This is a genomic window from uncultured Vagococcus sp. (genome assembly GCF_963518325.1).
In the GTDB taxonomy this organism is placed as follows: Bacteria; Bacillota; Bacilli; order Lactobacillales; family Vagococcaceae; genus Vagococcus_D.
Map to the genome: position 1 here is coordinate 1 of NZ_CAUQJB010000035.1, position 24,710 is coordinate 24,710.

The 24,710-nt window shown below is 38.5% G+C and carries 22 protein-coding genes and 1 pseudogene; 4 read left to right on the forward strand and 19 right to left on the reverse strand.

Translation table 11 applies throughout. The features are described 5' to 3' along the window. The 5 genes from fdrA to allC form a co-directional block, all read right to left on the reverse strand. A partial coding sequence (gene fdrA, locus RWN13_RS19860; protein ID WP_314067317.1) for an acyl-CoA synthetase FdrA occupies nucleotides 1-1,645 on the reverse strand: 1,645 nt, incomplete at its 3' end. 466 nt (nucleotides 1,646-2,111) lie between these two features. Continuing rightward, nucleotides 2,112-3,179, reverse strand: coding sequence for an ureidoglycolate dehydrogenase (gene allD / locus RWN13_RS19865; protein ID WP_314067320.1), 1,068 nt, complete (start codon nucleotides 3,177-3,179; stop codon nucleotides 2,112-2,114). Nucleotides 3,180-3,333: 154 nt separating this feature from the next. After that, the gene (allE, locus tag RWN13_RS19870) at nucleotides 3,334-4,119 is read right to left on the reverse strand and encodes a (S)-ureidoglycine aminohydrolase (RefSeq protein ID WP_314067323.1); all 786 of its coding nucleotides are present in this window, start codon (nucleotides 4,117-4,119) and stop codon (nucleotides 3,334-3,336) included. A 26-nt stretch (nucleotides 4,120-4,145) separates the two neighbouring features. Then, nucleotides 4,146-5,390: an MFS transporter gene (locus tag RWN13_RS19875; RefSeq protein ID WP_314067326.1), complete on the reverse strand. Its 1,245-nt coding sequence runs from the start codon at nucleotides 5,388-5,390 to the stop codon at nucleotides 4,146-4,148. An 18-nt stretch (nucleotides 5,391-5,408) separates the two neighbouring features. Beyond that, a complete protein-coding gene (allC, locus tag RWN13_RS19880) occupies nucleotides 5,409-6,641 on the reverse strand; it encodes an allantoate deiminase (RefSeq protein WP_314067327.1) in 1,233 nt (410 codons plus the stop codon). A gap of 444 nt (nucleotides 6,642-7,085) precedes the next feature. On the opposite strand from allC, the gene RWN13_RS19885 reads away from it, so the two are divergent. Then, nucleotides 7,086-8,300, forward strand: a complete 1,215-nt coding sequence (locus RWN13_RS19885; protein ID WP_314067330.1) for a dicarboxylate/amino acid:cation symporter — start codon at nucleotides 7,086-7,088, stop codon at nucleotides 8,298-8,300. A 70-nt stretch (nucleotides 8,301-8,370) separates the two neighbouring features. Here RWN13_RS19885 and RWN13_RS19890 read toward each other — a convergent pair whose 3' ends face one another. The 8 genes and pseudogenes from RWN13_RS19890 to RWN13_RS19925 form a co-directional block, all read right to left on the reverse strand. Next, nucleotides 8,371-9,084: a GntR family transcriptional regulator gene (locus RWN13_RS19890; protein ID WP_314067333.1), complete on the reverse strand. Its 714-nt coding sequence runs from the start codon at nucleotides 9,082-9,084 to the stop codon at nucleotides 8,371-8,373. Nucleotides 9,085-9,270: 186 nt separating this feature from the next. Beyond that, complete coding sequence (locus tag RWN13_RS19895) at nucleotides 9,271-10,563, reverse strand: PTS sugar transporter subunit IIC (protein WP_314067335.1); 1,293 nt, start codon at nucleotides 10,561-10,563, stop codon at nucleotides 9,271-9,273. Between the two features lie 289 nt (nucleotides 10,564-10,852). Beyond that, nucleotides 10,853-11,446 (reverse strand): sortase domain-bontaining protein, encoded by a 594-nt coding sequence (locus tag RWN13_RS19900; protein ID WP_314067338.1) that lies wholly within the window; start codon nucleotides 11,444-11,446, stop codon nucleotides 10,853-10,855. Nucleotides 11,447-11,791: 345 nt separating this feature from the next. Next, nucleotides 11,792-11,998 (reverse strand): annotated as a pseudogene (locus tag RWN13_RS19905) (EF-Tu/IF-2/RF-3 family GTPase); the annotation flags it as partial. Between the two features lie 425 nt (nucleotides 11,999-12,423). Beyond that, nucleotides 12,424-13,119 (reverse strand): tryptophan synthase subunit alpha, encoded by a 696-nt coding sequence (locus RWN13_RS19910; protein WP_314067344.1) that lies wholly within the window; start codon nucleotides 13,117-13,119, stop codon nucleotides 12,424-12,426. Beyond that, on the reverse strand, nucleotides 13,120-14,400 hold the full coding sequence (locus RWN13_RS19915; protein ID WP_314067347.1) for a PTS ascorbate transporter subunit IIC: 1,281 nt from the start codon (nucleotides 14,398-14,400) through the stop codon (nucleotides 13,120-13,122). It abuts the gene before it with no gap. 70 nt (nucleotides 14,401-14,470) lie between these two features. Then, nucleotides 14,471-14,752, reverse strand: a complete 282-nt coding sequence (locus RWN13_RS19920; protein WP_314067350.1) for a PTS sugar transporter subunit IIB — start codon at nucleotides 14,750-14,752, stop codon at nucleotides 14,471-14,473. Nucleotide 14,753: 1 nt separating this feature from the next. Next, on the reverse strand, nucleotides 14,754-16,811 hold the full coding sequence (locus RWN13_RS19925) for a BglG family transcription antiterminator (protein ID WP_314067353.1): 2,058 nt from the start codon (nucleotides 16,809-16,811) through the stop codon (nucleotides 14,754-14,756). Nucleotides 16,812-16,983: 172 nt separating this feature from the next. Between RWN13_RS19925 and RWN13_RS19930 the strand changes: the two genes are divergently transcribed. Further along, a complete protein-coding gene (locus RWN13_RS19930; RefSeq protein ID WP_314067356.1) occupies nucleotides 16,984-17,451 on the forward strand; it encodes a glutathione peroxidase in 468 nt (155 codons plus the stop codon). An 89-nt stretch (nucleotides 17,452-17,540) separates the two neighbouring features. Here the strand turns inward: RWN13_RS19930 and RWN13_RS19935 are convergent, their stop codons facing one another. Further along, nucleotides 17,541-18,509 (reverse strand): pyridoxal-phosphate dependent enzyme, encoded by a 969-nt coding sequence (locus tag RWN13_RS19935; protein ID WP_314067357.1) that lies wholly within the window; start codon nucleotides 18,507-18,509, stop codon nucleotides 17,541-17,543. A 352-nt stretch (nucleotides 18,510-18,861) separates the two neighbouring features. Between RWN13_RS19935 and RWN13_RS19940 the strand changes: the two genes are divergently transcribed. After that, nucleotides 18,862-19,080 (forward strand): hypothetical protein, encoded by a 219-nt coding sequence (locus RWN13_RS19940; RefSeq protein WP_314067359.1) that lies wholly within the window; start codon nucleotides 18,862-18,864, stop codon nucleotides 19,078-19,080. Nucleotides 19,081-19,708: 628 nt separating this feature from the next. Here the strand turns inward: RWN13_RS19940 and RWN13_RS19945 are convergent. Genes RWN13_RS19945 through RWN13_RS19960 form a run of 4 tightly spaced genes read right to left on the reverse strand, consistent with a single transcriptional unit; the run spans nucleotide 19,709 to nucleotide 23,281 of the window. Further along, on the reverse strand, nucleotides 19,709-20,908 hold the full coding sequence (locus RWN13_RS19945) for an ABC transporter permease (RefSeq protein ID WP_314067362.1): 1,200 nt from the start codon (nucleotides 20,906-20,908) through the stop codon (nucleotides 19,709-19,711). Continuing rightward, a complete protein-coding gene (locus tag RWN13_RS19950; protein ID WP_314067365.1) occupies nucleotides 20,905-21,588 on the reverse strand; it encodes an ABC transporter ATP-binding protein in 684 nt (227 codons plus the stop codon). The genes RWN13_RS19945 and RWN13_RS19950 overlap by 4 nt, the downstream gene beginning before the upstream one ends. Beyond that, complete coding sequence (locus tag RWN13_RS19955) at nucleotides 21,585-22,778, reverse strand: efflux RND transporter periplasmic adaptor subunit (RefSeq protein ID WP_314067368.1); 1,194 nt, start codon at nucleotides 22,776-22,778, stop codon at nucleotides 21,585-21,587. Before RWN13_RS19955 ends, RWN13_RS19950 begins: the two co-directional genes overlap by 4 nt. Nucleotides 22,779-22,798: 20 nt before the next feature. Continuing rightward, on the reverse strand, nucleotides 22,799-23,281 hold the full coding sequence (locus tag RWN13_RS19960; protein ID WP_314067371.1) for a hypothetical protein: 483 nt from the start codon (nucleotides 23,279-23,281) through the stop codon (nucleotides 22,799-22,801). 435 nt (nucleotides 23,282-23,716) lie between these two features. Between RWN13_RS19960 and RWN13_RS19965 the strand changes: the two genes are divergently transcribed. Next, a complete protein-coding gene (locus RWN13_RS19965) occupies nucleotides 23,717-23,983 on the forward strand; it encodes a hypothetical protein (protein ID WP_314067374.1) in 267 nt (88 codons plus the stop codon). A gap of 251 nt (nucleotides 23,984-24,234) precedes the next feature. Here the strand turns inward: RWN13_RS19965 and RWN13_RS19970 are convergent, their stop codons facing one another. After that, nucleotides 24,235-24,600 carry a hypothetical protein gene (locus RWN13_RS19970; protein ID WP_314067377.1) on the reverse strand — a complete coding sequence of 122 codons (366 nt, stop codon included), beginning with the start codon at nucleotides 24,598-24,600 and terminating at the stop codon, nucleotides 24,235-24,237. Nucleotides 24,601-24,710 lie beyond the last annotated feature (110 nt).

Consider the following 24,710-nt stretch of genomic DNA (forward strand, 5'->3'; position numbering starts at 1 on the left):
CGTTGTCCGTAATCGACTCTGTAAAGCTCTGTAAGCCGATGTTAATCACTTTTGGCTTAACTGCTAATAACTCTGTTACTTTTTCAGACGCAATCGGCAAAGCATCTAATGAGCTCGCTATTTTTTCAGTGACTGATTTGGCAGCAAAATCTAAAGTATGCCCTGTTGCGCCAAGAGCAGTTCGAACCATTTGGACATTATTTTGACACATAACAACGCCAGCTTCTTCTAAAATTTCCACCTGTGACTCATATCCCTGTTTGTCTGCATCGGTTCCGACAATTACACCGACAAAAACCACATCTCGGTTTTGTTCTTGTAACTTCGCCTTAAGAGCTTTAATGGGTTCAGCCAAAGCCGTTGCCATATCCTCATGAGCACCATAACCAAGTACGATATCCAGCATGACAACCCCAACTTCTGGTTGCTTCAATACCTTATTAAGCTCTGTTACACGCACTTCAGGGTCAATCATCGGGTGAGGTCGTCCATTGGTATATAAATCATCACCTAAATCCATAATTTCATGTGGGCCATTTTGCATAATAAAACCTTCTGCATGAGACGTTTCAGGTAAGTTTAACGCATCTTGTAATAAAAAGGCCGCTTCATAAGCAAGTGTACCACCAGAATAAAGGCCTTTGATTCCACTGGCAGTTGCTTTTTTGATTATTTTGGCAGGGGCTGGTGTATACTCAACCGCCTCTTTAAGGCTGATTTTTGTCGCTAATTGAGCGGCTTCTTCCAGTGTGTAAGCGTGATACAAGTTTTCCTCATGAGACTCCGGCTTTGATCCAAGGAACAACGTCACAACTGGTTTCGACACTTGACGCAAGACATCTAATACCTTAGTAGCAACTTCTTTTGCTGGTGGCTTCGAAATCACCACGATAACATCCGTATCTGCTGAATCATTCAATGCGATAATACTGTCAATCATTGTTACAGCGCCGACTTCAGTTGATAAATCGCGCCCACCAGTTCCAATGGCGTTCGTCACCCCTTGTCCATAACGATGAATTAAGGTCGTCACTTCTTGAATACCTGTTCCTGAGGCTCCAACAACGCCAATCGTACCTGGACGAACATTATTGGTAAAGGCCAACGGCAAGCTATGAATAATTCCTGTACCACAATCCGGACCCATCACTAAAAGCCCTTTGTCATGTGCTTTTTGTTTTAAACGCGCTTCATCTTCAATGGCCACATTATCACTAAAAACAAAGGCATGTAACCCATTGTCCAAGGCTTTTTCAATTTCCAAGGCAGTGTAGGCACCTGGAATCGAGATTAATGCCACATTGGCATCTGGTAAAGTTTTCAAGGCTTTTTCCCAAGTATTGATGGTTTCTTTGACCTCTCCTTCACTTTCCTTTTGACTGTTGAGTTCTGAGTCAATTAAATCCAGGACTTCTTGCGTATCGTCTTCAGATTTAACTTCAAGCATGACTAACATATCATTAGCAGTTGCATCCGCCATTTCTGGCGTATCAAATCCGCCAGAGACTAAAATATCTTTATTGGCAGGTGTTCCCATCATAATAGAGACCCGCTCCACACTTGGTAGCTGATTTAATTTACTTGTTAAAAGCATCAAGACAACTGAGTCCTGATAACTATTTTTCATAATAATCGTTTGTAACATATTCCCACTCCTTTTACTTTATGGTCCCGTTGTCCTAAACACTTCACTTTGCTTCGATCTCATCAATTTCTATGCACTGTCGTTGTTCTAGCATTTTAATACGTAGAGACAAGGGACAACGTAGTAAAGTGCTAAGAATTGAAGGTCTACGCATTAAAAATGCTAGAGTTAAGGCACTCCTTTTACTTTATGGTCCGTTGTCCTAAACACTTCACTTTGCTTCGATCTCATCAATTTCTATGCACTAAAGAGCTAAGAATTGAAGGTCTACGCATTAAAAATGCTAGAGTTAAGGCACTCCTTTTACTTTATGGTCCGTTGTCCTAAACACTTCACTTTGCTTCGATCTCATCAATTTCTATGCACTAAAGAGCTAAGAATTGAAGGTCTACGCATTAAAAATGCTAGAGTTAAGGCACTCCTTTTACTTTATACATTTTTTATAATGTCTAAATCATTTTAGTCTTTATTTTTCTGCAAAGGTATCCGAATGATCATATTTATCAGAATGAACGGTGTCACTTACTAAGTAATCATAAATTTCTTTGACAATAGGAATGCCTTTAGCATCGCTTTCTGCTTGTACTTTTTCAGCTAATTCGCCCGGGTAAAGGACTTGATCAAAGCCTTTGGTCGGCTGATTTTGATGTAATTCATCAATCATAGTAGATAGATTATCTTTAAATTGGTCCAAATCAGTAAAGTAGGCTGGGTTTATAACAATATGTAAATGCCCTAAATTACGGCCCTCCGACAAATCTGAATACATCGAACTTACATGTTTACCAAATGGTAACCCAAGTAAACTTCCTGATAAAATATCGACCATCATCATTAAGCCATAGCCTTTTGGACCAGCTATCGGCAGTAAGCCCTGAACTTTATGGGGATCAGTAGTCGGTTGTCCTTCACCGTCTACTGCCCAATTGTTCGGAATTTCTTGATGTTTACTACGAGCATCTAATATTTTCCCCCAGGCTTGAACCGTGGTGGCCATATCAAAAATAATCGGCCGTTCGCCTTTAGTCGGCGCACTAAACGCAATAGGATTAGTTCCAAAATAAGGTTCCGTACCACCAAAAGGGACAGCCATCGGATCTGATTGACAAACTGTTAAGCAAATCAAATCTGCTTGAGCGGCAATATCAGCGTAATAAGATAACATACCACTGTGGCCCATTCTCGAAATGCCAACAATTCCAACACCGGTTTCTTTTGCTAGCTTAATGGCGTGAAATAGCCCTTCTTTGGCCGCCACGTGTCCAGATCCATTGTCTCCATGAAAAATCCCTGTGCTGGGACCAGTTTGTTCGAACTTAAAGTCAGGGGCTAATGTCAACCCGCCTTTGGCAATTCGCTCTGCGTAATATTCCACACGCACAGCTCCATGGGAATGAATACCACGAGCATCAGCATATCGCAAATGACTTCCAACTTCATCCGCATGTTCTCGAGGCAGTCCAGCTGCTTGTAATTTGCGACTGACCAGTGATTCTAGTTCTGTTGCTTCTAAGTATACTAATTCTTCTGACATGTTAATCCTCCTAATTAAGAAAAGCTTTTCGATTCGTAGTCTGGTAAATGGTCTGTTTCCAAAGAGGTAAAAGTGAAGAGCTTTCCGAGAGCTAATTCTCTCGAAAAGCTCTATCCTTTAACAAGATGGCATCAGCTGACTACCAGTCTCAGATCTACAGTTCCACGTCGCGATTACAGTCTTTAGAATATAAATAACTCAAAGGTGCATTACGTCCAACTGAATAACAAGCTTGTAAATTATAAGCGCCCATAAAGATGTAATCACCTTTTTTCACAGGAACCCAGTTATTGTCGAGATTGTACATGCCTTCGCCACTTAATAACAGTGCACCATGTTCCTGATAATGAGTCTCGATGTACCCATGAGAACCACCTGTATCGAAAGCTAGAATATGAAAATTCATGTCAAAATTTAAATCTGTTGGCAATAGATTTTTGAAATTAACGTCTGTCATGCCTTCATAAGCTTCGCCTTCAACCTCATTAGAATTGCCAGAAACAACGTAAGGTTCATAACCATCCGCTGGTTGATATTTTTTCTTGTAAAGGAACGTTTCAGTTGCGACAGACGAGTGATTAACAAACGTTAACTTCTCAGTGGGCGGGCAATAAACATACCCTCCTGTTGTCAAATCAAAGGTCTCCTGACCAACGGATACTGTCAATTCACCAGTCATCACATAAATAAATGTTTCAATGCCATTCCCACCAAACCCTTGGTCATTTTTTCCACCGGGTAACACATTACACACGTAATCCACGAATGTTGCGCCTAATTTAGGTGTGGCTAAAATTGTCATTTCGCAATTATCAAAGCCAGGAAGAACATTCTTAACTAGCCCATTGGGTGGGATAATCGCAAAGTTCCCTCGTTCAATTACCGCTCGTGATGCTAATAAATCTGTTGGATACCCCATCTCATTTGTCTTGTAACCCATGTCAATACGCCTCTTTCATTTACATTTTAAGCATTTGCTTTTTTTCTATTTGTTATGACAAACAACACTGTTGCCACAACTAAAATCACCGCTGAAATATAGAAGCCCATAATTTTCGAGCCAGTATTATCAGAGATTAAACCAGTTAAGGCTGGTGCAATAACGGATGAACTCATACCAAAGAAATTGAATACGCCAAAAGTGGTTCCATAACTTTCTTTTGATGCACTGTCGGCAATGTAAGAAATAATAATTGGTTCTACAGCCAATTTACCTAATAATCCATACAAAATTAAGGCAACTAATAAAATACCTGAACTTGGTGCCAAAACAGTTAGTAACAACATTAAGGCTGCTGCAATTTCTAAAACAAAGATAAAGCTGATTTTTTTGTCACGATTTTTATCTGACAATCGACTGAAGAACAATGCACCTGGAATAGCTGAAAAGGCCACTAATGCCGATGAAAACCCAATCGCCAATCCTTGAAATCCTCTTTCTTCTTGCAAGAAGGATGGCAACCATGTTACGACCATATAATAGCCATAACAAGTACCAAAATATAACAAGTAAGCTGTAATCATTTTCAAACTGAACAATTGTTTCATATTAGTCTTGCCTTGCGGTTGCGTATCTTCCACTACTTCTTTGCTAGTAGAAACAGGTGCAACCTGGCCTGGTTTAATAACAATCGCAAAAACTGCTACCATCGCAAGGATTGCCACCACACAGATATACATCATCGTTTGCCAAGGCATACCAAACTGTTTAACAATCAAACTTGAACCGATTAAACCAAATCCCATCCCCACTGCTGATCCACTGTTAATGATGGCAGTTGAAAGCCCCCGACGCTCAGCAGGAATACTTTCAGACGAAAGTGAGTATGCCGCTCCGTAATAAGAACCACAACCGATCCCAGCTAAAACACTACCGATGTAGATACCTGTAATGGACGTTGCCGTTGAAATAAAGAAGGCGGCTACAGCGAATAACAGGAATCCTGGAATTAGGACTGTTTTCTTCCCTAATTTATCGACTAAAATCCCAGCTGGTATTTGCATACCCGTATAACCAAAGAAATAACAACTTGAAATTAGACCCATTTGAGCATTTGAATACTTACCAATCGTTGCTTGAATTTCCGGGAAAAGGGGTGTTAGTGCTGAACGATAAATCCAAATCGTCACCCAACCTAAACACAACATAATAATTACTTTTTGCCAATACTGTAGGCCCTTCTCCTGGGGGCTTGTGCTAACATTTTCCATCTATTTCTCCCTCACTCTCTAATCTTCGTACGCTAATTTATGAATCGATGCAATTAAAGCTTTCAGACCTTCGACTAAATCTTCTGTTTTGGTTGCTTCGGCTGGGTTGTGGCTGATGCCGCCAATACTTGGAACAAAGAGCATTGCCGTGGGAACATTGACTGCAAAAATTTGTGAATCATGACCAGCACCACTGTGCATCACTTGGAAATTTAAACCAGCTTCGGTACAAGCGGCCTCTAAAACATCCACGATTTCTTTAGACATTGGAGTTGGCGCTTCATCCATCCAATTTTCAATCTCTATTTTAATCCCCATTTTTTCAGCAGTTACTTTCATGTCTTCTTCAATTTCTTTAGTGAACGCTGCAAGTTCAGTTGCGTCAGTGTGGCGGCAATCCATTGTAAACATCGTATGACCAGGTACAACATTGACAGTATTAGGTTGAACTTCCACATGACCAAAAGTTAACACCAACGGATCTCCCAAGTGATGTGCTTTCTCAATTGCCTCATTAATCATCTTGCTCATGGCATAAACCGTATCCTTGCGGTATCCCATCGGCGTCGTTCCCGCATGATTTGACTCACCTTCTAAGGTGATGTTATAGCGCTTTTGTCCGACAATACTGTTCACAACACCTACTTGTTTGCCAGTTTTTTCTAAAACAGACCCTTGTTCAATATGAATTTCCACAAAGGCTTTAATGTCTTTACGCAGTACTTCATTTTCATCTTTAAAATCAAAGCCAGCATCACGCATTGCATCAACAAATTTAATACCTGCTGCATCAGCAGCTTCAAGTACATCTGCTTTGTTGGCAATCCCCCAGATATTTTTACTGCCCCAGAAAGCGTAAGGAAAACGACTGCCCTCTTCTTCCGCCATTGAAATAACTTCCACACTCCGCAATGGCTGTCCGTATTTTTCTGTTAAGTATTTTACTGCTAAATAAGACGCTAAAATACCAAATTGACCATCCAACGCTCCACCGTTAACCACTGTGTCCACATGAGATCCTGTCATAATGGTTTCCATTGGGTATTTACTGCCTTCAATTCTTCCGAACAAATTACCTACAGCATCAAATGATGTCTTTAAACCAATTACTTCAAATTTTTCCTTTAAGCCATTTTGAGCAATTTGCCAGTTTTCATCATATAAGAGACGAGTTGTGCCACCTGTTGGGTCAGCACCGATTCCTGATAACCATGCCACATGTTCTTCCACTACTAAGTTTAAATCATTCATTCGTTCGTTCCACTCCTTTTTTCTTATGGGTCCCTTGTTTCCAAGTTCTAAAACCTTAGAACAACGGGATGACTTAAATTAATTGACTTCTAAAGTGTAAGCCTTTTACAAATAGTTAGCATTAGCTAATAACACTAAAAAGTAGGTCTACTTTTAGCTATTATGACCAAATGCCTTTTCACATAGTAATTCCAACAAACTCTTACAGCCCTGTGATTCCTAAAAAGATTGTGTGTTTTTCCGAACATTATTTTATAAAGTTATTTTTCTTTTGTCTGTTTTGAACAAGGTTTATTTTCTTCTTTGGCATTTTCACTTATATCATCTGGAAAACGCTTCATGGTATTATTTCTATATATCCTATATGATGCTTCTTAAAAGAGTAATGAATACGATCGACGCATAAAAGTTCATAGTTGTATAAATCGGAAGGAGCTTGATAAAATGAAAGTTTGGAGACGACTGGGAACAACCAATCAAATCATGGTGATGTTAGTAGCTGGAATAATTGTTGGCCTTTCTGTGGGTGAAGCAGTTGCCCCGATTAAAGTTGTAGGTGATATTTTTTTAAGATTAATTCAGATGTCAGTTGTTTTACTTGTCATGGGGGCAGTAATTGAAGCAGTTGGTAGTTTATCTCCTAAGGATTTAGGTAAATTAGGTTTGAAAAGTTTAGCATGGTTCATGTTTTCAACTATTATTGCAGCAGCCGTTGGCATCGTTTTTTCACTATTTATTAACCCAGGGAAAGGCCTATCCCTTGTGAGTGGTGCCGAGACAATCACCCCACCAAATACTCAGATTGATGAGATGATTATCGAATTTTTTCCAACTAATGTGATTACATCAATGGCAGAAGGAAATATGATTCAAGTGATCATCTTTGCCATCCTTTTCGGTATTGCGTTGAGTTTTGTTCAGAAGGAACAAGGGGACTCAAAACTTTTAACCCTACTCCAAGAGTTTAACAAAATTATCATCCAAATGGTAACCTTTATCATGACATTGGCTCCTTTCGGTGTTTTCGCCCTAATTACATGGGTCACAGGCACCATCGGATTTAAAGTAATCTTGCCACTCGGAAAATTTCTTTTAACCTTTGGTCTAGCTACACTCTTCTTTTTATTTATTTGGTTTGTTTTTGTAGGCTTCTACGTCAAGGTTTCACCTTTGCTTATCTTAAGTCGGATGAAACGGATACTAATTGTTGCCTTTACCACAACCAGTTCTGCTATAACTTTGCCTGTTGAAATGGAAGATGCTGAATCAAAGCTAGGCATCTCCAAAAAAATCACTAAGTTGGTGTTACCTCTTGGTTTAGCATTAAATAGCAATGGGCTAGCAACCTTTTTAGCCGTTGCTTGTATCACCTTAAGCCAAGTCTATGGTTTGCCAACAAATCCTTCATCCATCATCAGCATCATTCTGCTGTCCACTTTGGCTACCTTAGGTACAGTTGTTGTTCCTGGAGGAGGTCTAGTCGCACTGGCTATCGTCGTTCCTAGTATGGGGATTCCAGTTGAAGGGATTGCTCTTTTAGCAGGAATTGATTGGTTCTCTGGCATGTTTAGAACGGTCTCCAACGTTGCTGGCGACACGACGATTGCCTTAATGGTGGCAAAGGATGAAAATGAAATTGACCGAAATATCCTATCCTAGCAAAAATAAGCCTTTAAAATAGTGATAATACGCAAAAAAAAAACACTTCACTAACTGAAGTGTTTTTTGCTCAATTATCAATAACATCTAAAACTGAATAACTCCTCTGATCAAAACGACTGCGGCTGCGGGAATAATCAATGATTTTACCGTCTTTTAAATAAATAACCTGATCCAACTCCAAAATCGGATCACAATCACCACACTTTAAAAATTCTCTGTCGTAATCGTCGGGACGGTCCGCCTTAATATTTCTTAAGGCTCCGGCAAAGCCTAAACCTAATTCTTGATGAATATAGTCATAAATTGATTTTTCCAAAACCTCCTCAGTCAAATTAATCACGATGTTAGTCGGCATAAAACTATGTTCAATGACATAGGGACTGCCATCTACAATTCGCAAACGAATAATTTTGTATACGGGCTGATGAGCATTAATCATCAATCTTTTTTGTACCAACTCATCGGGAAATTCCACATTAAAATAAATAATATGGCTTTTCAAATCCCGCCCTTTCATTTGAACGCTTAGTCCCTCGTAGTCTTTTGCCGAATAATTTTCCGCCCCTAGTAAATCATTGTTCAGCACACGAGTTCCTGCCCCTCTTTGGCTGTATACCAACCCCTCCATGGTCAAGATGTTCACGGCTTTTTTTATCGTGACACGACTAACTTGAAATTCTTCTACCAGATCAACTTGGTTAGGCAACCAACTATCAACAGGATAGTCACCATCCTTAATCCGCTTGCGAATGACATTAGCAATTTGTTCATATTTTGTCACCCTGTTCCCCCACCTCTCAACTGAAAACGCTCCCCATAAAGCTTAATTAACTTGTAAGGGGTGCCCTCCGATATACCCACTTCTATTATACCCAACTATTTAACTACTCACAATTCAATTACTGACTAAACGAAGAAAAAGAACAGAAAATTCAGCTCAGCGAATTTCCTGCTCTTTTAGTTGCGACTAAAGCGAGTCGTTCTCTAAATCAACTCGACGTGATTCTTGGATTTGTGCCATCTTAACAAATGGTAAATAAATCAGCACTGAAATCAATAGATTGACGGCTGCCAAAACACCACCTGCTAAACTTTGAGTCGCTAGAGCACCACCAATAATGGGTGGTGTCGTCCAAGGCGCGATAATAGTCGCAGCCGGCACTAAACCGACGGCTGTTGCAAAATAGGCCACTGTGACTAAAACTAAAGGTGTTAACACATACGGAATAAATAATAATGGATTTAAAACAACTGGTAACCCAAACATAATGGGTTCGTTAATCATGAAGATCCCAGGTGCAACAGACAATTTTGCGACAGTCATATAAGCTTTATGTTGACGAGCCACTAGGAAAATGGCGATAATTAACCCTAATGTAGCACCCGTCCCACCTAAGTTAACAAACGAGTCAAAGAAAGGTTTATTGACAATATAAGGCATTTTTTGGCCCGCTTCTAATGCTTTAACATTGGCTTCAATAGCTGGAATATTAATCGTTTGCATAAATGGATCGATAATATTCGCCCCATGTAAACCAAAGAACCATAAGAAAGCTGAGATAAACCCTAACAATAAAGCCGCTGGATAAGAATTCGCTAATCCCATAAAAGGCTCTTGAACTAATTGATAAAAGGCTGTTACCAAGCTTGTAATGCCAGCTGCTTGGAATAAAGCAGTTATAAACGCAAAAATTGATACGGTAATCATTGCTGGGAATAAGGCCGCAAACGAACGGGACACTGCTGGTGGGACACCGTCCGGCATGTTGATAACCAATCTTTTATTATCAGCTAAGCGACGGAATACTTCTGTTGATACAATGGCAACAATTAACGCTAAGAAAAGCCCCTGAGAACCTAACCCGGCATTGCTTAGAACCCCTTTATCATCTGGGGCTAAAGCGCCTAATGAAAAGAAACTTGAAACAGAGATAACACCACCAGCTAGGGCATCTTTACCATAGCCTTTTGTTAAATTATAGGCAACGGTAAAGGCTATCAATAAAGCTAAAATTGAAAAAGTGCCATTGGCTAAATTATTACCAAATGCCTGCCATTTACCTTCACCAAACAGGTTATTCATAAAATTAATATACGGTGGAATCGGAAAATTGTTAATCAGTACACCAAACGAGCCTAAAATCATCAATGGCATTGTGACGATAAACCCATCTCTAATCGCAACTAGGTGTCGTTGGGCGCCAATTTTCGCAGCCACTGGGATAAAGTGCTTTTCCATAAATGCGATAAATTTATTCATCTCTAGTTCTCCTTTTTGTATTCTTTGCTTATACTTGTGTCACAAAGAATAGTGTTAGTTACTATTTGACCCACTTCACTACTTCAATACTACTTTGTTATTCCTTTGCGCGAAGAACAACTAATTGAAATCGATTTCTTGTTTATTGTATCATCATCTGTTAATAATGACTAGTCATTTAACTCACTGGGTCGAACTTTTCTTTTATTGATGGTTTAATCAACAAAATAAGCAATGGCTTAACCGAAAATTCGGCTGTCACTGCTTATTTTGACAATGGATTTTTTCTCTATTTAGCTTTCGCTTCGACAATTAAATTAATTTTACTCGTCAAACAAGTCTGGAACGTCACCCGCTCACCGCCAGAAGTTCCTGTAATACGACTCCAGTAGTTGACGCCGTTAGTTATTCCTTTGGCATAATCATCCACTTTGTATATGGCGTTAACCACATAGGTTTTAGCTGCCCCCTTACTGTCAGTTATTACGATTGATACGCCGTTCTTAAGGCTTATAAGCGAGTTAAAGGCACCTGGATTATGCCCGATAAAATGAGTATTACTATTATCCGTACCCGATTGAATCGCTTTACCTCCCCATGTAGAAGCCAGACTATTTGGATTACGGTTAATCACAGCCTGTCCATTTCCCTTACCAGCATTTTGATAAGAGATGGTTTTCCCTAAAAACTTAATGACTTGTTTTTGGACAGTAGCAGTCCGAGGCAGAGTGGTTTCACCAACGCTCTCCACAGCGGTAATCATAGTTTCTGGCAAAGGCGTCCCTCTTTTCGAAGTGGCATGAGACACACCAAGCTCTGATAAACTATTTACTAATAAACTTCCAAACAACGTGCAAGTAATAATCAGTCGTTTTCTATTCATTTTTTCTCCCTCATTTCTAGTTGATGAGGCGCGCCTTTTTTGCTAGCAATCTGTTAAAGTGTTTCATGGGTTACTAAATACTTAGCTTTGTTATACCCTTATCATAACGTCTATCTAAAACAACGAAGTTGACTAAGGAAACTTCCTCATTAAACCCTCATAAAAGAGCCAGATTTTCTACAAAAGCTGCCTTTGCAGACCAAATAAGTGATTAGTCACTGATTAACGCACCAAAAGCACTGCTTCTTGCTGAGTTTCTTCTTGATAATCAATTATTAGGTTATTTAATGTTTTAGTTAAGGTCCACTCGGGAACTTGTTTAACATCTTCAAAAGTAAGTCAGCTTAGCGTTGATCCGATGTTATCACTTGCTTCAGCATAATCCAATTCTTTATGAAACATTTCCATACTAGTAACAGTTATTTTAAGTGGTTCTTCTACAAATCGGACTATTTCCACTTCATCTCCTGAACGAACAACGCCGCGTTCGACACAACCTGTTGACGCTGTCCCTCTCCTAGTAATCGTAGAGATATCTTTGATCGGCATCATAACTATCTAAGTATTCACTTACTTTTTGAAAGTAAATCATTAAAAAGGATTGATTCCTTAAACGGCTTAAACTTGAATCATTAAGAGCAGAAAGGATCTAAGTTCTGACCAAATTTGTTACAATCGACGTAGAGTTTCGATACTAACTGCTTTCAGTTCACTACTGAAATTACTTTCATACAGCCTGAGGACCTTGTTTTTTGGCATGTTTGCGCCTAAGACTATTTTTTTACAACCTCTCGATTCACTGTCTTTGTTTTACGTTTACCTTTGGACTTTGGTGTGTTAAGCAATTTCCTTCATCATTTCTAACTTCGTGCGGGTCACTTTGTTTGGCGACAACTCCCGCGTCTGGACGTGTACCAGCCAGATAATTGCCATGGCTGACTCACCAAAAAAAAGAGTGTCTTTTCAGACACCCTTAGTTACAAAACTGCTTGCAAACTTTTAATATACTTGCGAGCTTTGGCTAATCCTTCATGTTTAAGCAATGCCATAAAGTGTGAACCAATCACCACCCCATCAGCACCATGCTCACAAACTTCTGCCACATCTGCCGCTGTTTTAATACCGAACCCTACGTAGATTGGTTTATCACTTTGGCTACGAACAAAAGGAATCGTAATTTGATAACCAGTTGGCACATGGTTAAAGGTCCCCGTTTTGCCAAGACCACTCATCACATAATGAAACTGAGAACTATGATTTAGCTTATCTTTACAATCATCAAGTGTCATCTGTTCATTGAACAATTGAACCAATCGAGGGCTATCGTTGATACTTATAAACTGATCCACACACAATAAGCCATCATAAAGCTTCTCTGGCAAGGCCAATATATCGAAATACTCAATTCCAGACTTGTATGTCATCAGTGTTACTTCAAAGTTGTAACGACTACGAATTTCTTCTAAATGTCTCTTTAGATTAGCCGGCGTTAAGCCTAACGCCAGTACTTCTCGATGACTCTCCTGAATAATTTCACCGTCCATATAAGGCTCTAATACAGGCACACCTAACTCTACCACGTCTACTTGACAGTCGTTTAGCATATCCAATGTCTGATAGAACTGTTCCTCATCAGGATACATGAATGTCAGATAAATCACTAATTTTTTCATTTATAAAGCTCCAATCACTTTCAGAATAGCTCCTAAAATTGGGCCGTAAAAAGCATAGTCCGTCTCACTTAATATGCGCATAATTGGCTCATAAGCCCCAACCATTGGCAGTAAGAATGCCTGACCAATTATGAGAATTAACCCATTAACAAAGGATCCAATAAAAGCGCCACGGCGACCACCTGTGGAATTCCCAAAAATCGCTGTAATCGCACCTGTAAAGAAAGTCGGTATCAGCGCTGGGAAAACGGCAATCGGGTAATTTACCATAGCTAAGGCAGCCATCCCGATGAATCCTGCTAATAAACTAACTAAAAAGCCAAAAATAACTGAGGTTGGATAATTTGGAAACAACAATGGAATATCCAACCCTGGAACAGCATTGGGAATAACTTTATCAGCAATACCATGGAATGCTGGTATAATTTCTGACAAGAGCATCCGTACACCTGTCAACAAGACCGTAATCCACAAACCAAATTGCAAACCGTTTAACAATGAGAACGTCACAATATCCTGACCATTTGAGACATTAGCCATAATCCAACTTGGACCCGCCAAAAGTGAAATAATCAAAAACATCAATGTCATAATAACAGTTAATGCGATAGTCATTTCACGTAAAAAGTTTAATTTTTTCGGTAATTTAATGTCTTCTAAGTCGTGATCTTTATTGCCAAAAAGTTTACCTAACTTAGCTGCAATCCAAATCCCTACCGAACTCGAATGAGCCAAAGTAAAACCTTCTCCGCCTTTGACATCCTTCATCAAAGGTGCCACATAAGCACAAGACAACGTTAGGTACAGACCTAATAAAATAGAACCAATGACAACAATCCATAAAAAACTTAAGTTGGTTCCGTATTTTAACAACGCTGCCATCATTCCTGAATAAAAGAACGAAACATGAGCCGACAAATGGACATATTTAAAGCGAGTGAACCGGGCCAATAAAATATTAGTTAAAAAACCAAAGGCAAAAATCAAGGCCATTTCACTGCCAATGCCTTCCATACTTGCACCTGAGGCTGAAGCCAAATCTTGTACTGCCACATTCAAATGAAATAATTTAATTAACATCGGCTGCAAGGGCAAGAGCGCCACACCAAGTGTTTGGCCCCCGGTATTAACTAATAAAAAGCCAATCATGGTTTTAATAGCACTTGACACGATTTTTTCAACTGGTGTTTTTTGAGCAACCAACCCGATAATCACCACTAAACCGATCACGAACACCGCTTGTCCCAGAACATTATTGATGATATACATTATTATACTCATATCTATCCCCTATCTCTCTAACGAAGCTGCCCCCCCAAAAAAAAAGTATTTCTAGCAGCTCGATTTTTAACTATTTACCTACTTTGGCAATGGCTTTCAACAACTCTATTTTCAAATAGGCTTTATCCATCATATTATCAATACGGACAATTTCTGCTGAAGAATTCCGTAACACATCAGCAAAGTCTGATGTGGTTACCACAATGTCATAATTTGCTGCGTCAACAGTACCGATATCAGAGGCATCCACTTCCGCATCTTTACCTTCTGCCGATAAAATTTGTTGGGTATAGAGTCGCAACATCATACTGCTCCCTACACCTGCTCCACAAACAGTTACAATTTTTAACATACTATACATCCTCCTTAATAATTGTCATGACTTCTGCTGGCGTTGTTGCCGCTAGAATTCGCTTAACATTGTTTTGATTGCCTAAAATATCCACTAATTCAGACAGAGCTTGCAAATGGGACTGATGATCAACGGCACAAAGGCCAAAAATGATTTGCACAGGATCATTGGTCGGATGACCGAATACAACTGGCTCAGCCAATGTTACCAAACTAAAGCCGATGTCTTTTGCGCCATATTCAGGACGGGCGTGAGGCATGGCAATTCCCGGTGCAATCACAATATAATTGCCGTTCTCTCTTAAATTATCAATCATTGCGTCAATATAAGTTTCTTCTACTAAATCTTGTTGAAATAATAGCTGACCACATTTTCTAACAGCCCCTTCTTTGTCCGTAATAGGCTGATTAACAGCAATTAGCGCTTCGTTTAAAACTTCGATCAACATAGGGTCTCTTACTCCTTTATATCGTGGTTTGTCGGGATTGGGTTGTAAATAAGCTTTCAGCTCTACTTCTAACTGATCCCGCTTGGTTATCTGAGCATTACGGTCAATAATGGACAAAATTCGGTCTAAATCAACCTCAGTATCAATTGCCATCATGACTTGTTTGAGACGTTGAATGTCTTTATTTACTAAAATAGGACTAACTTTAACCACTTGAACATGGTCTCGTTGTAAATCAACGGTCGAAATAATTAAATCAATCTCATATTTGTCTAAAATACGGTCAACATCTCTTGAGGAATAGGAGCCAATTAGTGTCATATCGAAAAGGGTTTCAATTTGTGAGGCTAATATCTGAGATGTGCTAATTCCAGAGGAGCAAACAATCAGAACACGCGGTTTTACTCGCTTATAATTTTTTTGACGCTCTACTGCCCCTGCAATATACATCGTCAAGAATGAGATTTCGTCATCATTAAACCCAACATTTAACTGCAACTCCAACCATTTTACGTTAACTAATACTGAAGCATGAATGTCTTTATAGGACTGACGAATTTGTTCAAGCATCGGATTAGCCACACGTTCTTTTGCTATCATTCGATAATAGGCAGGTCGTAAATGTGCCAGTAATCCTTGAAACAGACTTTGATCTTTTAATAAATAAGTCCCTATGTCTGCTGCGACTCCTTGCAAAAACTCATAAGTGCCAATTTGTAACGGTACCCAAATATCAATCAACCCATTTTGAGTCATATCGGCATGAATGCTGCTGCTCATCAGTTGCAAGGTTAAGTAGTTAATTTCACCAATCGAAAAATGAACGTCACATAATTGCGTCAATTTATGACTAAGAATTGAAATAATTTCATATTCCTTACTGATGCTCAGCTCAGCCATCTGTAATTCAATACCTTGAGATTTTTGCTGACGGTTACGCGCAATCGCCATGGCAACATACAAACGAAACTCTTCATAAGAAACATCCGTAAATCTAAAATTCAACTCTGTTTCAATTTCGCTTAACAAAAGATCTAAATGAGCTAATTCATCCTGACTGACAAAGCTGGCTAATACAGTTTTTGATTCCTGGAAGTTTCCACCTAAGTTATCCACGTATAGACTAACCATTGCTCGCCGCTTAGCCAACTCTTTTCCTTGAACTATCAATCCTTGATAGGGGTAACTGTCTAAGCTAAGCTCCTTGTCTTGAAAAAAAGGTTTCACTTCCTGTAAATCATTGACGATTGTATTGCGAGAAACCCTAAAGTGATTGGATAATTCATCAATCGTCACATAACCATGTTTAAATAGCAATAAGGCTAAGAGCCGACTACGTCTGATAGCCGGTTCTAAATAATCCGACTGGCCATTCTCTAATAACTGAATGATGTGATTGAATAATTGTTTATCCGCCAAGTAACGAATGCCTTTACCCTTTGTACGATTTAACTGGGGAATACCATTCTCTTTGAGAAATAAATCGATCTGAGCCAAGTCATTGTATATGGAACGGGTACTCACCTCATGAAGTTCTGCTAAATCAGTAATTGTGACGTAAGCCTGTTGATGAATCAGCGACAAAAACACTTTCTTTTCACGATTATTCACTATTTCCTCCTCCTCACCAAAAGTATAGGTTATTATTATAGTAAGCACCAAAACCAATTTATTTCAAAGTAATTTGCACTGTATTGCTACCCCATTGGCCAAACTTTCACGAGTCACTTCGCTTCCTAAAGACGACTCTATTTGTTACCATTAAAGCAAGAGGTGAAAGATAATGACAGTATATGATTTTACAGTAGACAACATAGAAGGTACAAGCCAACCCCTTAGTGAGTTTAAAAATAAAGTAGTGCTAATTGTTAACACTGCTAGTAAATGTGGCTTTACTCAACAATTCGCTGGTTTAGAGGCACTCTATGAGAAGTATCGGGAGAAAGGCCTGGTTATTTTAGGTTTTCCCTGTAATCAGTTTAAACAACAAGATCCAAACAGCAATCAGGACATTCTAGAATTTTGTCAGTTAAACTATGGGGTGACCTTTCCAATGTTCGCTAAAATAGATGTTAATGGTTCAGAACGAGCCCCCCTTTACGATTATTTAATCAGTGAAACAGGTGGCGAAGACATTGAATGGAATTTTGCTAAGTTTTTAATTGGGAAGGATGGTCAGATCGTTAAACGGTTTGCTCCTAAGGTTACACCTGAAGAATTAGAGACAGATATAGCCACCTTATTAGCATAACTAAAAAAACACTACAGTCCCGTGTAAGGACTGAAGTGTTTTTTTAACTATAGGAAAGCGCATCACTTTCCCTATATTTTAGTCGGTGTCTAACTTAAAGTAGCCAGTCCCTTGCGATAAACAGCCAACAATTCATTTGCCCCACTCATTTGCATGACAACTGTTTTTCCTGCTAGCTGCTCCTTTAGTTTTAAACAGGCCATAATACTAGCCGATCCAGCTCCCTCTGCCACATTTTTAGTGTATTTGTAGGCTAAACCAATACCTTCTAAAATCTCCTTTTCACTCAATAACACAAAATCTGTTAGATGGTCTTGATAGATCGACAATGGTAATTGACAACCCGCTCCTGTAGCAAAACCTCCAGCAAAAGTGTGGTTATCTGCCTGTCTTATCTTTTTAGACTGCCAACTCAAATAAGCCGCAGGTGATTCTTTTGCTTGAACTGCGATAATGGCCACCTGTGGCTTTAGCTCTTTAAAAACAGTGACTGCCGCCGCTAGCTCGCTACCACCACCGATTGGTAGAATAATTGCATCGATATTAGGTAATGCTTCAATGATTTCCAAAAAGCCGGTTGCCACGCCATTAATCAAATGGGGTTCATTGGCGGCATGGATAAAGCGATACCCCTTTTCTTTTTGCAACTGAAGGCCGTACTCGGCTGCTTCTTCAAAATTATTACCTGCTTCTACCAATTTTGCCCCAGTCTCTATAATCAACTGATTTTTTTCAATTGAATTCCCTTTTGGCACAACCACAATAGCAGGAATTTGATAATAGTTAGCTGACATCCCAACAGAAATCCCATGATTTCCAGTTGAAAAAGTAATAACACCTGGTACTTCAGCCTTTTTTAAGTGATGCATGAGATTCAAACCACCTCTAATTTTAAAACTACCACCTGGTTGTTGGTTCTCGTGTTTGATGTAGGCCTTAACCCCTAATAAATCTGATAATCCTTGATAATGAGTCAAGCTAGTTGGTGATAGTTGTTGACTGATAATCCTCTTTGCCTCAACTGCTTCTTTAACTGACACACATATTTCTTTTTCCATCGAGCTCACACTTTCCTTTCCAATTTATGACTACTTTACACTCTAAATTACCCCTATTCTAATCCCTAATGGATTCTAGCCTAGATGTAATTGAAAGAACAAAACTTCTTTGAAGTTATTCGGGAAATTATTTTACCCGTGTGCTTGTTGATAATGACATAGTATAAATCAATTCTCGTTTGTTATTTAACTATTTATTACCTTGACAAAGATAACTTCACTAATTTAACATAAAGGTAATTACTTTAGATGGCGCTCATCAGTCAACAGTCCGATAATTTTGGAACAAATTCTCTTACCTTAGCACAACTTTCTAATTGCCCTTTTTGATGTCAATGAAAGGATGAATGTCATGAGAAAAATACTCAAACTTAAATTATCTGAAGCAGAAATTTATAAGATGCAGCAACGAGATAATTGGACGAACAAACATAATTACCGTAACGGAAAAACCGTTTATTATCGTCATGGAGTCACTCAAAAACAAGAGACATATGAAACAGAGGCAGAAGCCAACTATTTTTTGATTGAACGGATGGCTGATTTTTACAGTTCTACCTACCCTATTTAATTTTTCCCTTAACAGCTAGCATCACTTGACATAGACAAAACAAGAACAGAGACATGAGCTTTTGACACTGTGCTTGTTTTTTGTCTTGTAATCATAATTTCATAAAAATCTTTTCTAAGCCTTATGCTTACCCGCAGATTTGACCTGTCCGTAATTAATGATTCGCTCTAAGAGTCCAAGATAATCATTCGCTCCACCTTCATAACTTAGGTAAAAGGAAATCACTGATTTTTAAGTACCCCAAATCTCTGTGACCAATTTGACAACTCAGTGTAAATTTATTAGAAATCAGTCTTTTTGCACCTTACTTTAAACAGCTATAGGCAATAAACTATATTTAACAAATGACTAGACACCGACATATTATCCCTTGCTTTCCTTTTTTATGATTGATGGAAATTGACAATAATCGTTGAATTTATTTCACTAGCCATAAATCAGGTCCTAATACCCAATGGAAGGTAAGTAAATAACTATCTATTAATACTCACAATACTCTACTGACTATCAGACATATAAATCTACCGTACCATAATACATTCCTATCAAAAAACATTGATATCCATAAGGAATACCAATGTTTTTTTAACCATTCAAAGCAAGATAATAACTCTCTCGCATATTTCCGCTACCTTAATATATCAATTAAATCTTTCTTAGCTGCAGCCGAGGCTGGCATCACACTGAATATCAAGCCAATAGCCGTTGAAACACCTAAAGCCAAGGCAATCGTAAAGAAATCTACTGCAATTGGAATATCCATTAAACTACCAATGATCTTAGCCAAAATAAACCCTAATACATAACCGAAAACCCCACCAATCATTGTTAAGGTAACTCCTTCAAGCAAGAATTGTAATTGAATTGATTTTTCTGTCGCGCCCATGGCACGTCGTATGCCAATCTCTTGTGTCCGCTCCGAAACAGAAATATACATCATATTCATTACCCCAACCCCTGCAATAAAAAGGGATATTCCTGCAATAGCAGAGATAAAATAAGTCAATGTACTAAGAACAGTCCCAATACCATCCGTTAAAAAGGCCATATCAAAAACTTGATATTCTCCTGAATCCCGCATCGTGCCGTTCTCTTCCAAGGTCTTAATCACTTTTGTCGTCACTTTATTTGGCGTCGCCCCTTCTTCTAAGATGACTTCAATGCTACTGGTGACTTCGTCTTTTGCGAAATAATCTTTGTAGCTAGCTTTTGGCACGTAGATATTTGATTCTGGCATGGAGAACATACTAGCCAATTCAACTGAAGGAAACACACCTACAATCGTAAATAATTGACCATCTAACTCCAACCCACGACCTAAAGCGTTATCCTCTGTATTATAGAGTTCCTCAGCGGTTTTACTGTCAATCAGGACTACTTTATTGTGGGTTTGATTGTCCTCAATTTCTAACTCACGGCCGGTCGTTGGCTTTTTGTTGGAGGATGTCACTAGTCGTAATTGCTTATTCTCTTTTTTCCCTCGTATCAACAATTCTTTATAAGCTGCACTATCATCGCCTTTGGGATATCGAACATCTTTCACGCCATCAAGGGTTTTCAGACGCTGCATATCAGCATCCTGAAAAAGTGACACATTACTTTGATACAGATTATTATCTTCTGGGACAAAATCCACTTGAACAGTGACTTCTTCTCCTTCATTAGCCGTTAAACTTTTTATCGTTTCTTTTTCAAAACCACGACCAAGGGACATAATCGTAATAACGGAAGCAATCCCAATAACGATACCAATCATCGTCAAGATACTACGTTTACGATTTTTTAAGATTGCTTTTAAGGAGGTACGCCACGTTACATAGACGTTCATTTAACCAACTCCTTGTCTTGGATAACCGTCCCATCGCGGATTTCAATCAGCCGACTACAGTATTCAATCATCTCCGGATTATGGGTCACTAAAATAATCGTCACACCTTCTTGTTGATTAAGCTCTTGAAATAATTCCATGATTTCCACGCTGGTCACGGTGTCCAACGCTCCCGTCGGCTCATCCGCAATGATAAATTTGGGTTCATTCACCAAGGCTCTCGCAATGGCTACTCGTTGTTGTTGCCCTCCCGACAGTTGCTTTGGGTGTTTATCTGCTTTATCCGCTAAACCAACTTTTGCAAGAACCGTACTGACCCGCTCTTTTGTTTTACTAAAACTATAGCCATTGTAGAGCAGTGGCAATTCCACATTTTCATAAACGGTGTTATTGGCAATCAAGCTGAAGTTTTGAAAAACAAAGCCGACACTCCGATTACGAATGGCCGATAGCTTAGCATCATTACTATCGACTAATGACTCTCCTTCAAATAAGTAAGCGCCCTCGAACTTCCGATCAATAAACCCAATTAGATTAATTAAAGTGGATTTACCTGAGCCAGATGGACCCATAATGGCAACAAATTCACCTTTTTTTATATGAAGATTGATTTCATTTAAGACATGTAAACTTTCTTCGTCTGTTTTATAATACTTATTGACATGTTCTAACCGAATCATTTTTTCACCGCCACTTCATCCCCATCTTTTAATGTGTCTGTCGGATTGCTGATAATCGTGTCACCGATTGTGAGACCTTCTTGAACCACAATAAAGCCATCCTGATTGATTGTTTTTACGACTTGTTTAATCGCCTTTCCTTTGCGGTAAACAAAGACTTTCTCGAGCTCTCCTTCTTTGACGATGGCTTTTTTCGGAATTCGTAGTTCCTTTTGATTGACTGAAATTTGAACATTGTAACCATATTGCAATTCTTTTTCAGGTACAACCTTAAAGTCGAAGTTAATCATTGTGGAAGTATCACCTGCCGTCTTTGTTAAAGGTAGTTTATCAACATAAGTCACTTTCCCTTTTACTACCTCACTTGAACTAACTGGTCGTATGTCAACTTCCTGATTTACTGATACTTTTTGATAATCATATTCCGAAACAATTCCGTTGACAACTACTTTTGGACTAACAATTTTCACCACTGGGGTTGTCATATCTGTCTTGCCTGTTTCATCAATATAAGCAATCCCATCAGTCGGTGCTTTGATGGTGGTCGTTACTTTCTCCTTGGCATCATCCAGAGCCCCAGTACTGTCATTCAAATCTAAATTAGCAGCTTCTAAGGCTTGATTTGCTTGGCGAATCACATCTTCTTGAGCTTCCAGAGCCTGCTTATTTTGTTCATAGGTAGCTTTATCCTCTTGAGCTTGAGCTGCCCCTTCTGCTGTTGATTCATCTCGTTTATTATAATCATTTGCAGCCTGATTTACTTTCGCCGTTAAATCATTCTTTTTAGCAATGGCACTGTTTACATTTTCTTGAGCCGTTGAAACAGCCAGTGAACTTTTATTTAACAAACGTTCTTGCTGAGTAACATCGGTTTGCACCACATCATTTTGATAAGACAACAAAACATCATCTTTTTTGACTTCTTTACCATCAGTTACTGCAATACTCGATATTTTACCTAAACTCTGATCGTAGTAAATACTATCTACTTTTTCAGCATCGACTGTTCCTTTGAACAGTAATGGATCTGATTCTTTTATCTTATATACAGAATAACGATCTGCAGTCTCTTCCGTCCCCTGACTTCCAATAATTGCCGCAACAGCGATAGCAACAATCGCGATGACTCCGCCTACAATGCTTAGACGAATTTTTTGTTTTTTGGTCAATTTTTTCTTTTGCTTCGCCATTTACTCACTCTTTCTTTTATTTATTCTTGATCACTGTCTAATTTGAATAAGTTTACTAATATTAAAATAACTGGAATTGCTCGTAGCAAAGTGAACGCTAAGTTAGCGATAGCAAAATTACCTTGAGCCAACGTAATTACGATTGATAAGACGACTGTTCCCAAATAAATGTAATAAGGAATCATGCTAACTTTAATTTGTTGCTTCAATTTTCGATTAGCCAAAAAATAACAAATCAAAAGTGCGACCCCTACAACAATTGAAGCCAAGGAATAAATTCGATAGACAGGACTTAATGTCAGCTTAATCGTTTGCTCCATAGCCGCGATTGCTTTTGCATCATCAATCATGCCAATACTTTGCTCCAATATCTTGACAGAACTAGCAGGGTTAATTAGACTAGGTATCATTATTAGGCTTAAAACCACTCCAATAGCGCTTAATACCAAATGAACCATGTTCCACGTTTTTGCTTTTTTAAATAATGTTGCTTGTTTTTCCATTTTAACATCTCCTTAATAAAAATACCCCTTTTTATACAAAAAGGTTTTGTCATCAACACATACACTCACTTATTATTATATCGCTAACACTTGCCTAACTCAAACTTTTTTTAGACTTCATTATTTTTTTTGTCGAATAGAATTTTTTTGCTTTTTATAGTTAGTAACACTCGTTTTTGCTAAAACATGAAATAAACTTCTTTCAACAGTCTTATTTCTGCAAGACTCTCGTTGTTAGCTCTCAGGCAACTATTTAATAGAGTACTAAGTTAATTATAGCAAACAAAAAAGCTGACAGGTCTGTCCCTACTAAGGAATTACCTGGCAGACTATCCTTATAAATCGACTAATTTTCAGAAGTTTTCTTTTTAAATCAGCATTTTATTTTACCACAAAACACTTATGTGGTATTTTAATGTAAAGGATGTGATATTAATGAGACACGAAATAACAAATATCAGACGAAATCATCTTACACATGACACTACCGAAAGTATTTATGGAGTCAAACTAGACCAAGGAGATCACTTGTTAATCAACGCCCTAATTACTTATCTTGACATGGGTGTTACTTACTTTTATTTTGATCATGACCTGGCAGAAAGGGAAATAGAAACCATCCATCCCCTCTATAAGGAATCATACATTCGTACTCGTGATTGTTCAAAAGATGACCCTTTACTCCAATTACCGCCCTATTAAAATAAGAAGCTAGTCCAAAGGATTAGCTTCTTATTTTATCTGAGTATAAAAAAAAATAACTTTCGCTACAACGTCGTTTGGATCCATCTTCACGATGCAACACTGGTTTCTCTTTGATCTCAACAAATTCTAAAGTCCCTTCGACCTTGGTACTCTTATCTCTTCACTCTTATTACTGCTGTTATTCGCTAGAAAACAGGGACATTCCAGAAAAGCAATAAGAGCAACCACAACGCCTCATTCAGCTTTTCTTATTGAGAACTAAGTAATTTCAATTCGCGTGTCATTGAATTGAACTCTTTTTGATTGATGGCATGAATTTCTTCTAAATCTATTTGTTTAAGCTGATTTGTCTCGAAAACCTCTTGAATTCGATAGATGCTGGCCTGGTAAAAACTTCGTGATTTAATCCGTAAAATATAAGGAAATTCGGAACGGTATTTTTCAGATTTTACAGAATTTTCTAATTCCCAATCATTGACAAAATTTTTTAATACTAAAGGCAGGGATTCAATCTGCTTCCCATTTTCCGCTAACCTGACACTGAATTCAGATAGCTTATCAAGATTGGCAATGTAACCATCTTCCGTTCGTTTAAATTCCAATAACATTTTCATATTAGGTTCCTTCTCTCTTTTTTACAGGCTTATTCATAGCACTTGTCTTTGTTTGTTAATTTTATCACAATCTTTCCGAAAGCGCAAATGATGGAAGTTTTATTTTAGGT

Excerpts from the sequence above, each read along its gene's own strand:
- RWN13_RS19910 (WP_314067344.1), bottom strand. The coding sequence starts at position 13,119 with ATGAAAAAATTAGTGATTTATCTGACATTCATGTATCCTGATGAGGAA.
- RWN13_RS19970 (WP_314067377.1), bottom strand. The coding sequence starts at position 24,600 with ATGAAAATGTTATTGGAATTTAAACGAACGGAAGATGGTTACATTGCC.
- RWN13_RS19900 (WP_314067338.1), bottom strand. The coding sequence starts at position 11,446 with ATGAATAGAAAACGACTGATTATTACTTGCACGTTGTTTGGAAGTTTA.
- RWN13_RS19930 (WP_314067356.1), top strand. The coding sequence starts at position 16,984 with ATGACAGTATATGATTTTACAGTAGACAACATAGAAGGTACAAGCCAA.
- RWN13_RS19875 (WP_314067326.1), bottom strand. The coding sequence starts at position 5,390 with ATGGAAAATGTTAGCACAAGCCCCCAGGAGAAGGGCCTACAGTATTGG.
- RWN13_RS19895 (WP_314067335.1), bottom strand. The coding sequence starts at position 10,563 with ATGAATAAATTTATCGCATTTATGGAAAAGCACTTTATCCCAGTGGCT.
- RWN13_RS19935 (WP_314067357.1), bottom strand. The coding sequence starts at position 18,509 with ATGGAAAAAGAAATATGTGTGTCAGTTAAAGAAGCAGTTGAGGCAAAG.
- RWN13_RS19940 (WP_314067359.1), top strand. The coding sequence starts at position 18,862 with ATGAGAAAAATACTCAAACTTAAATTATCTGAAGCAGAAATTTATAAG.
- RWN13_RS19950 (WP_314067365.1), bottom strand. The coding sequence starts at position 21,588 with ATGATTCGGTTAGAACATGTCAATAAGTATTATAAAACAGACGAAGAA.
- RWN13_RS19960 (WP_314067371.1), bottom strand. The coding sequence starts at position 23,281 with ATGGAAAAACAAGCAACATTATTTAAAAAAGCAAAAACGTGGAACATG.
- RWN13_RS19915 (WP_314067347.1), bottom strand. The coding sequence starts at position 14,400 with ATGAGTATAATAATGTATATCATCAATAATGTTCTGGGACAAGCGGTG.
- allE (WP_314067323.1), bottom strand. The coding sequence starts at position 4,119 with ATGGGTTACAAGACAAATGAGATGGGGTATCCAACAGATTTATTAGCA.
- RWN13_RS19920 (WP_314067350.1), bottom strand. The coding sequence starts at position 14,752 with ATGTTAAAAATTGTAACTGTTTGTGGAGCAGGTGTAGGGAGCAGTATG.
- allC (WP_314067327.1), bottom strand. The coding sequence starts at position 6,641 with ATGAATGATTTAAACTTAGTAGTGGAAGAACATGTGGCATGGTTATCA.
- allD (WP_314067320.1), bottom strand. The coding sequence starts at position 3,179 with ATGTCAGAAGAATTAGTATACTTAGAAGCAACAGAACTAGAATCACTG.
- RWN13_RS19885 (WP_314067330.1), top strand. The coding sequence starts at position 7,086 with ATGAAAGTTTGGAGACGACTGGGAACAACCAATCAAATCATGGTGATG.
- RWN13_RS19945 (WP_314067362.1), bottom strand. The coding sequence starts at position 20,908 with ATGAACGTCTATGTAACGTGGCGTACCTCCTTAAAAGCAATCTTAAAA.
- RWN13_RS19955 (WP_314067368.1), bottom strand. The coding sequence starts at position 22,778 with ATGGCGAAGCAAAAGAAAAAATTGACCAAAAAACAAAAAATTCGTCTA.
- RWN13_RS19965 (WP_314067374.1), top strand. The coding sequence starts at position 23,717 with ATGAGACACGAAATAACAAATATCAGACGAAATCATCTTACACATGAC.